Consider the following 10,709-nt stretch of genomic DNA (forward strand, 5'->3'; position numbering starts at 1 on the left):
TAATACATTTTATTAATCTTGCACACGTTCAAATACAGTTGCGATGCCTTGGCCTAAACCAATGCACATAGTTGCTAAACCATATTTTGCGTTTTTATCTTCCATTAAGTGAATAAGTGAGGTGCTGATACGTGAACCAGAACAACCTAAAGGATGACCCAGAGCAATAGCACCGCCGTTTAAATTCACTTTTTCATCAACTACATCAGCAAGACCTAGGTCTTTTAATACTGGTAGTGACTGTGCTGCGAATGCTTCGTTAAGCTCAGCAACATCGATATCATCAATAGTGATACCGGCTTGTGCTAATGCTTTTTTACTTGCTGGTACTGGGCCGTAACCCATGATTGATGGATCGCAACCTGCAACCGCCATGGCTTTAACACGTGCACGAATTGGTAAGCCTAAAGCTTTGGCTTTTTCTTCGCTCATTACTAACATAGCAGATGCGCCGTCAGAAAGAGCTGAAGACGTACCGGCAGTGACTGAGCCTGATGCAGGGTTAAATACTGGGCGAAGCTGTGATAAGCCTTCTACCGTTGTTTCTGGACGAATTACTTCGTCATCTTCAACTAAAATCAGTGAACCATCTGCGTCATGACCTTCCATTGCGAGGATTTCGCGGCGGAAACGTCCTTCAACCGTTGCTGCATGAGCTCGTTGATGTGAGCGGTATGCAAATTGGTCTTGCTGCTCACGGGTAATACCGTGAATAGTTGCAAGGTACTCTGCGGTTAAGCCCATTGAGCCAGATGCTTGTGCAATTGAAGTTGCTAAGCCTGGGTGAAAGTCGTTACCGTGGGTCATTGGCACATGACCCATGTGCTCAACACCACCAATGATGTAGGTATCACCAGCGCCAGTCATGATTGCGCGAGCAGCATCGTGTAATGCTTGCATTGATGATCCACATAAGCGGTTTACTGTTACCGCTGGCACTGTGTGAGGAATGCCGGCAAGTAATGCGGCATTACGAGCAACGTTAAAACCTTGCTCTAAAGTTTGTTGTACACAACCCCAATAGATATCGTCAATCGATGCTGGATCAACGGCTGGGTTGCGATCAAGTAAGCCCTTCATTAGGTGGGCGCTTAAATCTTCGGCACGCTTATGTTTAAATACACCGTTTTTTGAACGGCCCATTGGCGTGCGGATACAATCTACAATTACTGGAGTATTCATGGTCTTATCCTTCCACCTTATAGAAAATACGGCCTTCTTCAGCCCATTTGCGAGTTTGTTCAGATACTTGGTAAATCGCACCTAGATGAGCGTATTTGTCAGCTGTTGCAACAAAGTTAGCTAGTCCAGTTTGATCTAAGTAACGGAACGCGCCGCCTCTAAATGGAGGGAAACCAATACCGTAAATAAGTGCCATATCAGCTTCTTGTGGAGAAGCAACAATGTTTTCTTGTAAACACAGTAGCACTTCGTTGATCATAGGTATCATACAACGGTCGATAATTTCTTGTTTATCAAACTCTTTCGGTGCATCAGTGATTGCACTAAGTAGCTCAACTGCTTGTGGATCTTGAGCTTTTTTCAAGCGACCGCGACGATCCGGAGCATACTGGTAGAAACCCGCTTTGTTCTTTTGACCAAAACGCTTTTCGTTAGCGAATATTGTTACCGGATCTTTTTCGGCACGTGACATGCGCTCAGGGAAACCATCTGCCATCACGCCAGTACAGTGGTAAGCCGTATCAATACCGACAACATCAAGTAAGTATGCAGGACCCATAGGCCAGCCAAATACGTTTTCCATTACTTTATCTACTTTGGCAAAATCAGCGCCTTCAACAACTAACTTACTAAAGCCGGCAAAGTATGGGAATAATACACGGTTTACAAAGAATCCTGGGCAATCGTTAACAACGATAGGTGATTTACCTAACTTTAAGGCGTAATCAACAACGGCGTTAATCGTTTGCTCTGAAGTTTTCTCACCGCGAATAATTTCTACCAGTGGCATTTTTGGCACTGGGTTAAAGAAGTGCATACCACAGAAATTTTCAGGTTTTTCAAGAGCTGTGGCTAATTCATCAATACGAATAGTTGATGTGTTAGACGTTAAGATAGTGCCTGCAGGCATGTCTTTTTCAAGACCTGCTAAAACGGCTTGTTTAACTTTAGGGTTTTCAACAACTGCTTCAACAATGATATCAGCGCTTTGTAAATCGCTATCATTAAGAGTTGGTTTGATTTTACCTAACGTTGCTACCATTTTGTCCATCGCCATATGGCCGCGTTGAACTTTTTGACCTAATAGCTTAGATGCTTCACCCATACCTAAATCAAGCGCATCCTGTTGGATGTCTTTCATTATAATAGGTGTTCCTTTATAAGCTGACTGGTAAGCGATACCGCCACCCATAATACCAGCACCAAGTACTGCAGCTTGTTTAATTACTACATCACTGGTTTTAGCTTGTTTGCGCGCTTTCCCCTTGATGTATTGATCTGCTAAGAAAATACCCGTTTGGGCTGCGGCTTCTGGAGTGCGTGCTAATTTAGCAAAGTTGGCATTTTCAATCGCCATTGCTTCATCACGAGTACAGTTTGCTGCTGCTTTAATAGTACGAACTGCCATAATAGGAGCAGGATAGTGGCCTTTGGTTTTACCCATTACCATACCTTCTGCCATTGCAAAGCTCATACCTTGCTCAACACGGTTCAATTTAAGTGGTTGTAATTTTACTTGTCGCTTAGCTTGCCAATCTAGTTTTCCAGAGATTGCTAATTCAAGCGTTGAAATTCCTGACTCTATAAGTTTGTCAGTACTAACTACCGCATCAACTGCACCTACTTTTAAAGCATCAGCTGCGCGGTTTTCGGCACCAGAGGTGATCCAAAGCATCGCATTATCAGCACCAACAATGCGTGGTAAGCGAACTGTGCCGCCAAATCCAGGCATGATGCCAAGTTTTACTTCTGGTAGGCCAATTTTAGCATCAGTGCTAGCAACACGATAATCGGTAGCAAGTACCCACTCACAACCACCACCAAGTGCTAAGCCATTGATAGCGCTTAAAGTTGGGAATGGTAAATCTTCTAGCGCGTCAAAAACATCAGTGGCATCTTTGATCCACGTTACTAATTCAGCTTCTGGTTTAGTAAAGGTAGGTAAAAATTCGAAAATATCGGCGCCAATAATAAAGTGTTCTTTATCACTGGTAAAAATCATGCCTTTGATATCACTGTTTGCGGCTAATTCTTTTAATGCAGAGGCGCAATCTTTCAAGGTTTGCTGAGACAAAGTGTTTACAGAACCTGCAACACAAAATTTGAACTCGGCGATATTATCCTTGATGAAAGCAACTTCAAAGGAATCGCTTTTATATAACATTATTATTCTCCCTAGTTAGTGAACTAAGACTGGTACGATGAGTTTGCATTTCAATCAGTGTGCTTGCTTTAAATTAAAAATGCAACGAAAAATTTACTGTGGTGCCTTACTACTGGTTAAAATATAGCTTGTTTGGTGCTAAGGTGTAGGCGAAGTGTTTGTCTTTTATTTACCTTTGAATATTTAAGGTCATCATGAAAAAACAATTTTTAAGTGTAACGGCAGCAGCATTATTATTTCCTTTATTTTCTGCCTACGCTAATACTGAACATGACGCATTTTTAGATGCTGAAAGAAAAGTTAAATATGCTAGTTATCAGGAGTTTAAAGAAATAACAGCACAGCTAGACCATCCATTAAAGCCTTATGTGGAACAAGTCTATTGGCAGCGCCATCCCGATATTGAGCACCAATCTGAAATAGAGCGTTATTTAACTATTTACCAAAGTACGCCTTTAGAGTGGCCAGTGCGCAAAGCATGGCTGCAGAATTTGCAAAAGCAAAACCGCAAAGCCGCTTTTATTAATAATTATCGTGAGACTACAAATACTGAACTGACTTGCACTTACCTGCAGTATCAGCTTGATTTAGGGGCACCAGAACAAGCGATAATGAGACAAGTAACAAATTTATGGACTGTTGGGAAATCACAGCCTGAAGAATGTGACCTATTATTTAGTACTTGGCGTAAAAAAGGTTATATGAGCCAAGAGCAAATATGGCAACGTATTACGTTATCAGCACAAGGTGGTTCGCAAAGTTTATTGCCATACTTAAAAACTTTATTACCAAAAAATGAGCAATACTTGGCTGACTTTTATCGAAAAGTTCGCAGCGATCCCAGTGCAGTTGCAGGAATGTATCGTTACAAGCATAAAACAGTTAAGGAAAGCGAAATTGCACACTATGGAATTAAACGCTTAATTTGGCGAGATAAAACCTTAGCGCTCAAGGCGTGGGAAAAGTTAGACAAAATGTTTAACTATTCTGACGAGCAAAAGGCTGATGTGTATTATAGTTTTGCTTTAGCGTTGGCATCAAGAGGTCATCCTGAGGCACGTTTCTGGTTGAGTAAAGTGCCCAAAGATCGTCAAGATCGTAAATTAATGCAATGGCAGTTAGGCAATATGCTGAAAACTCAGGATTGGTCGGGCATCGTTGCGTTTTTTACAGGTAAAGAAAATCTCAGTCTGGGTCAGCAATATTGGTTAGCCTACAGTTTAGCTCAACGAGGTGATACACAGCTTGCTAAAGCTATTTGGCAAATAGTCGCAAAAGAGCGTGACTATTATGGCTTTTTGGCTGCCGCGCGGTTGGGGTTACCTATTGAACTCAATAATCAACCATTGTTAGTGAGCGATAAATTAATGCATGAGGTCGCTAATGCCCCAGGTTTTAAACGTGCTAAAGCGATGTATGAACTTGAGCGGTTTACTTCGGCTCGTCGCGAATGGAATTATTTAACAAGCACTTCTAGCGATGGAGAAAAGCTCGCGGCTTCAAAACTCGCAGCAGAATTAGATTGGTACGACAGTACTATTTATACTTTAGCGCAAATTAAGGCATGGGATTATGTAGAGTTACGTTTCCCATTTGCTTTTCAAGATTTATTTGAGCGTTATAGTAAACGTAATCATATAGATGTTACTTGGAGCATTGCTATTTCGCGCCGTGAAAGCTCTTTTGCACCTGATGCGCGTTCTCACGCCAATGCGCGTGGTTTAATGCAGTTATTACCAAGTACAGCGAAGTATGTCAATAAAAGTACTGTTTCAGGAAGTCGCTTAAATCAGCCGAAAACAAATATACGTTTAGGCACAGAGTATTTAGAATATTTAAAAAACAAAAACCATGGCAACGAAATACTAGCAACTGCCTCGTATAACGCTGGTTACCATAGAATCAAAAAGTGGTTACCAAATGAAGCTATGCCTGCTGAATTATGGATTGAGCTTATCCCGTACCGTGAAACTCGGGAGTACGTAAAAAATGTGTTTGCTTATCGTCAGGTTTATCACACGCGTTTAGGGCGCGAAGGAAACATACTGGCACCAATATTGGATATGAAGATGGGTGGCTAAGGCACAAGTGCTTTAGCGCATCTGCATTGGGGTTAAACAGGGTCTATGTTAGACTTAAAATAAGTTAAATTTAACAGATGGGTTTTCTATGGATAAATTAGCCGTTTTATACGCCGAACATATTGCAACACTGCAGCAGCGTACTCGTACTATTATTGAGCGTGAAGGATTAGAAGGTTTAGTGATCCATTCAGGACAAGCTAAACGTCAGTTTTTAGACGATATGTATTATCCGTTTAAAGTCAACCCGCATTTCAAAGCTTGGTTACCGGTCATCGATAATCCACACTGTTGGATTGTTGTGAATGGCAGTGATAAACCAAAACTGATTTTTTATCGCCCTGTCGATTTTTGGCACAAAGTACCAGATGAGCCACGAGATTTTTGGGCTGATTACTTTGATATCGAGCTATTATTACAGCCTGATCAAGTTGAAAAACTATTACCATACGATAAGGCGAAGTACGCTTATATCGGTGAATACCTAGAAGTAGCTCAAGCGCTAGGCTTTAGCATTATGAACCCAGAGCCGGTGCTCAATTACTTTAATTACCACCGTGCTTATAAAACTCAATACGAACTTGAATGCTTACGCCAAGCTAATCGTATTGCGGTTGATGGCCACAAAGCTGCGCGTGATACCTTTTTTAACGGTGGCTCTGAATTTGATATTCAGCAAGCGTATTTAATGGCCACTCGCCAAAGCGAAAACGAAATGCCGTATGGCAATATTGTTGCGCTTAACGAAAATTGCGCTATTTTGCACTACACTCATTTTGAGCCTCAAGCCCCAAAAGCACATCATTCGTTCTTAATTGATGCTGGCGCTAATTTTAATGGCTATGCTGCAGATATAACTCGTACTTATGATTTTAAAAAGTCGGGCGAGTTTGCCGAATTAATTGCCGCTATGACACAGCATCAAATTGCATTGGGTAAAGCACTGAAACCAGGTTTGTTATACGGTGAACTGCACTTAGATTGCCATCAACGTATTGCTCAGGTGCTTAGTGATTTTAATATTGTTAAGTTACCAGCCACTGAGATCGTTGAGCGCGGTATTACGTCGACTTTCTTTCCGCATGGGCTTGGCCATCATCTTGGTTTACAAGTGCACGATATGGGTGGTTTTATGGCTGATGAAAAGGGTACACATCAAGCGCCACCAGAAGGTCATCCATTCTTGCGTTGTACGCGCTTGATTGAGAAAAACCAAGTATTCACGATTGAACCTGGTTTGTACTTTATCGATTCATTACTTGGTGATTTAACGCAAACAGACAACAAGCAGTTTATTAACTGGGAAAAGGTTGAAGCGTTTAAACCATTTGGCGGTATTCGCATCGAGGACAACATTATTGTTCATGAAGATAGCTTAGAAAATATGACCCGTGATTTAGCATTAGATTAATCATCCGGTGTTAAAAGTTGGGGCCATATGGCCCCATTTTTTGCTTCATTATTTGGGTTTATCAAAGAATGTCAGAATATAAGTACCCAGCAGCAACCGTTTTTCATCAAGAAGAAATAAAAAAAAGCACCTTTATTGTGCATATTGCTCATACGCCAGATTTAGCCTCGGCAAAAGCGTTTATCCGTGAGATTGAAAGTAAATATAGCGATGCTCGTCATAACTGTTGGGCGCATGTTGCAGGTAATCCTGGTGGTAGTCATGTTTATGGTTTCTCTGATGATGGTGAACCAAATGGTACTGCAGGCAAACCTATGCTTAATGTATTAATGGGATCTGGGCTTGGAGAAGTCACCGCGGTAGTTACTCGTTATTTTGGCGGTATAAAGCTGGGTACTGGCGGGTTAGTCAGAGCATATGGCGGCTCGCTAAATAATGCCTTGGCACATTTAACAACTACATTAAAAGTTCCTAGTGTTGAGCTGGTGGGCTGTAGTGATTACAGCGCGCAAGGAGCGATAGAGCAGTTACTAAAAACGCAATTTCAAGTACTTAACATAGAAAAGCAATTTACTGCTAATATAGAATGGGTTATTACTATAGATAGCCGCCAAGCCACACAAGCCATAAAAGATATTTATGATTTGAGCCATGGCGCGGTTGAGTTAAGTATTAAAGAGTAAGACAATAGCATTCACGCACTAATCATTACTTAATAAAAAAGCGATAGCTCAATGCAATTTCGTACCATCATAAAAATTCTCGGCCAACTGGTTGTACTGTTCAGTATCACTATGGTGCCGCCGGCAATTGTATCGCTCATTTATAAAGATGGTGGTGGCGTGCCATTTGTTCTCGCATTTATATTCAGTGTCATTATTGGTTTACTTGCATACTATCCAAATAGACGCGAGCAGGGAGATTTAAAAGCTCGCGAAGGTTTTTTAATTGTGGTGCTATTTTGGTTAGTTCTAGGGGCATTCGCATCTTTACCGCTGATTTTTTTACAAGAACCTAATTTATCATTAGCGGATGCGGTATTCGAAGCGTTTTCAGGGCTAACTACAACCGGTGCTACAGTGTTAACAGGCATTGAATATCTCCCTAAATCGGTATTGTTTTATCGCCAACAACTGCAATGGTTAGGCGGTATGGGGATAATCGTATTAGCGGTTGCAGTGCTACCCATGCTTGGCGTTGGTGGTATGCAGTTGTATCGAGCTGAAACTCCAGGGCCTGTAAAAGATTCCAAAATGACGCCACGTATTGCCGATACCGCAAAACATCTTTGGTATATTTATGTGTCGTTAACTATCGCGTGTACTTTAGCGTACTGGGCTGCCGGAATGAATTGGTTTGATGCTATTTGTCATTCATTTTCTACTGTTGCAATAGGCGGATTCTCTACTTACGATGCTTCTATGGGACATTTTGACAGTCCATTAATCAACTTTATTTGCGTGATATTTCTAATCATCGCTGCCGTTAATTTCACCTTGCATTACGCAGCTGTTTCGAGTCGAAATCTCAGAGTGTATATCCGCGACCCTGAGTTTAAAGTGTTTTTGTTTATTCAACTAGCGCTGGTGATAGTGTGTTTTACGGTACTGTCGTCCAATAACATATATGCAAACGGTGACGAAACGCTCGATCAGGCATTATTTCAAGCGGTATCAATTAGTACTACTGCGGGTTTTGCCACCGATAATTTTTCAGCATGGCCCTTATTCTTGCCTATTTTACTGATATTTTCGAGTTTTATTGGTGGTTGTGCAGGTTCCACTGGCGGCGGTATGAAAGTAGTCCGAGTGTTTTTACTTTATCTGCAAGGAATACGTGAGCTTAATCGGTTAGTGCACCCTCGTGCTATTTACTCTATTAAACTTGGTCGTAAGGCATTACCAGATAAAGTAGTTGAAGCCGTATGGGGATTTTTCTCTGCTTATGCGTTGGTATTTGTCATTATTATGTTAGCGTTAATGGGGACCGGTATGGATAACATAACGGCGTTCTCAGCCACCGCAGCTTGCTTAAATAACCTCGGCCCTGGTTTGGGGGATGTTGCGTCGCATTATGGCGCTATTAGTGATGGCGCTAAATGGCTATTAACCATTGCGATGGTGTTCGGGCGATTAGAGATATTCACCTTATTAGTGTTGTTTACACCGACCTTCTGGCGTGGTTAGTTTGTATAAAAGCGAGCACTTGTACAAGGTTATTTATAGTTGGAAAGGAAATGGCAAAAACAAGACAACAATTAAACTTAGAAAACCTTGCCTACATTAGTGCTGGTAGCATTGTTGATGTCGAAATATTAACACCCACAGCCAGTAAGCGAATTAAAACTGAATTTGTTGGTTTATTGCATGAGCGTTTTGTGATTTTAAATTATCCATCAGCCAAGCGCTTAAGTAACGCGGGTGAATATTTAAAAGATGGTGTTGTGGTGATCGTCAGAGCGGTGCTTGAAACCGGTGGCGGGCAAGTTATAGCATTTCGTCAGCAGGTTATGTCAGTGTCGTCGCACCCGGCACGGCTTATTTATTTAAATTTCCCAACTGAAGTGCAATTATTTAGTTTGCGATCACAAACTCGTATTCCCACATTATTAGCTGCAAAAATAAAGTTTAATGACGAACGCGAGATGCAAGGAGTTATTAAAGATATCTCAGTAACTGGGGTAATGTTTGATGTAAAAAGTAAAGCTGATCTCAGTGAATTAAAGAATACTCAGTGTCATATTATGCTCGATAAAAACAATAAAGGTGTTACTGAGTTTAGCGGACAAATATGCAGTGTTAAAAGCCATGCCACTAGCGCCCAGTTTGGTATTCAACTAACGGCAAGTGAAGACGAGATGAAAACTTTCATGAAAGACCACTTTATTGACCTTTCAGTGCTTGAGCCACTGGTGTAAATTTGTGCATATTCGCTGTTTTGCGACAAAATAGCGGATATACCGTAACCCACCTTAAAGAACTCTAAATTTATTTTTATTGTTATTAATTATCAGCAACATAGATTTTTTATTTATTTCAGTTGCTAATTTTCAGCTGGTTAATTTCAGCGCCTGTCACTCTTCTTGCCTATAAAAATATAAATACGAACACTGTAAGTACGGATCTGTGTCTTTTCTATTAAACCTAATTAATTGATTTTTATAAACTATATTTTATAGGTGGTTTACGTGTTGCTAAAAAGCAACAAAAAACACCGTAAATAGCCAGTCAAAAGTAAATTTTATTTTTAATAATTTGATTTTAAACGTTTTTTTAAATGTGGCACCGAAGTTGTAATAGTCTAGTTGTACAGAACGAAAATGTGATTAGCACATCGTTCGAAACCATAAACATTGAAGGAATATTTATTATGAACACATTAAATAAAACGTTGGCACTTATTGCTCTAGCATCTTCTTCAGCCGCATTTGCTGCAACAGACTTTGACACATTAGATGTTGATGGTAATGGCGCAATTAGCCAAAGTGAAGCTTCAGTTGATGCTGAGCTTATGAGCCAATTTGCAGAGCTTGATACCGACGGTAACGGCGAACTTTCAAAAGCAGAGTTTTCAAAAGCTTAATGTCGCTTTTTGACAGGGAAAAATGAAAAGGACTTCGTAACACACTATTCATCATCTCAGGTGAAAGGAGATAACCAATGAACATACTAAATAAAGCGATAGTACTTATTGCATTAACCTCTTCATCAGCAGCATTTGCTTTTGAGGCGTTAGACTTCGATACCCTTGATGTTGATGAAAATGGTGTGATCAGTCAAGTTGAAGCCGCAGAAGATGCTGAGCTTTTAAATAGATTTGCAGAGCGTGATACTGACCAAAACGGTGAGTTATCAAAAGAAGAGTTTTCAAA

At 40.7% G+C, this 10,709-nt stretch carries 9 protein-coding genes; 7 read left to right on the forward strand and 2 right to left on the reverse strand.

Features of this window, described 5'->3' with window-relative positions; all coding sequences use genetic code 11:
* Positions 1-12: 12 nt before the first annotated feature.
* Positions 13-1,182, reverse strand: coding sequence for an acetyl-CoA C-acyltransferase FadA (gene fadA, locus H5182_RS15235; RefSeq protein ID WP_145241734.1), 1,170 nt, complete (start codon positions 1,180-1,182; stop codon positions 13-15).
* 4 nt (positions 1,183-1,186) lie between these two features.
* The gene (gene fadB / locus H5182_RS15240; protein ID WP_145241736.1) at positions 1,187-3,346 is read right to left on the reverse strand and encodes a fatty acid oxidation complex subunit alpha FadB; all 2,160 of its coding nucleotides are present in this window, start codon (positions 3,344-3,346) and stop codon (positions 1,187-1,189) included.
* A gap of 194 nt (positions 3,347-3,540) precedes the next feature.
* On the opposite strand from fadB, the gene H5182_RS15245 reads away from it, so the two are divergent.
* The 7 genes from H5182_RS15245 to H5182_RS15275 all read left to right on the forward strand — a co-directional run.
* Positions 3,541-5,427, forward strand: coding sequence for a transglycosylase SLT domain-containing protein (locus H5182_RS15245; protein WP_182760258.1), 1,887 nt, complete (start codon positions 3,541-3,543; stop codon positions 5,425-5,427).
* Between the two features lie 88 nt (positions 5,428-5,515).
* Positions 5,516-6,838, forward strand: coding sequence for a Xaa-Pro dipeptidase (gene pepQ, locus H5182_RS15250; protein WP_145241740.1), 1,323 nt, complete (start codon positions 5,516-5,518; stop codon positions 6,836-6,838).
* Between the two features lie 68 nt (positions 6,839-6,906).
* Positions 6,907-7,521: a YigZ family protein gene (locus H5182_RS15255; RefSeq protein WP_149983180.1), complete on the forward strand. Its 615-nt coding sequence runs from the start codon at positions 6,907-6,909 to the stop codon at positions 7,519-7,521.
* 51 nt (positions 7,522-7,572) lie between these two features.
* Positions 7,573-9,024, forward strand: coding sequence for a TrkH family potassium uptake protein (locus H5182_RS15260; protein ID WP_145241744.1), 1,452 nt, complete (start codon positions 7,573-7,575; stop codon positions 9,022-9,024).
* A 50-nt stretch (positions 9,025-9,074) separates the two neighbouring features.
* Positions 9,075-9,755, forward strand: a complete 681-nt coding sequence (locus H5182_RS15265; protein ID WP_149983181.1) for a flagellar brake protein — start codon at positions 9,075-9,077, stop codon at positions 9,753-9,755.
* Positions 9,756-10,207: 452 nt separating this feature from the next.
* On the forward strand, positions 10,208-10,420 hold the full coding sequence (locus H5182_RS15270) for a calmodulin (protein WP_145241748.1): 213 nt from the start codon (positions 10,208-10,210) through the stop codon (positions 10,418-10,420).
* Between the two features lie 77 nt (positions 10,421-10,497).
* On the forward strand, positions 10,498-10,709 hold a 212-nt coding region (locus H5182_RS15275; protein WP_182760259.1), incomplete at its 3' end, for a calmodulin.

Source organism: Pseudoalteromonas sp. SG44-17 (assembly GCF_014164235.1).
Taxonomy (GTDB): Bacteria; Pseudomonadota; Gammaproteobacteria; order Enterobacterales; family Alteromonadaceae; genus Pseudoalteromonas; species Pseudoalteromonas rhizosphaerae.

Coding starts and splice junctions, on each gene's coding strand:
- fadA (WP_145241734.1), bottom strand. CDS start 1,182: ATGAATACTCCAGTAATTGTAGATTGTATCCGCACGCCAATGGGCCGT.
- fadB (WP_145241736.1), bottom strand. CDS start 3,346: ATGTTATATAAAAGCGATTCCTTTGAAGTTGCTTTCATCAAGGATAAT.
- H5182_RS15245 (WP_182760258.1), top strand. CDS start 3,541: ATGAAAAAACAATTTTTAAGTGTAACGGCAGCAGCATTATTATTTCCT.
- pepQ (WP_145241740.1), top strand. CDS start 5,516: ATGGATAAATTAGCCGTTTTATACGCCGAACATATTGCAACACTGCAG.
- H5182_RS15255 (WP_149983180.1), top strand. CDS start 6,907: ATGTCAGAATATAAGTACCCAGCAGCAACCGTTTTTCATCAAGAAGAA.
- H5182_RS15260 (WP_145241744.1), top strand. CDS start 7,573: ATGCAATTTCGTACCATCATAAAAATTCTCGGCCAACTGGTTGTACTG.
- H5182_RS15265 (WP_149983181.1), top strand. CDS start 9,075: ATGGCAAAAACAAGACAACAATTAAACTTAGAAAACCTTGCCTACATT.
- H5182_RS15270 (WP_145241748.1), top strand. CDS start 10,208: ATGAACACATTAAATAAAACGTTGGCACTTATTGCTCTAGCATCTTCT.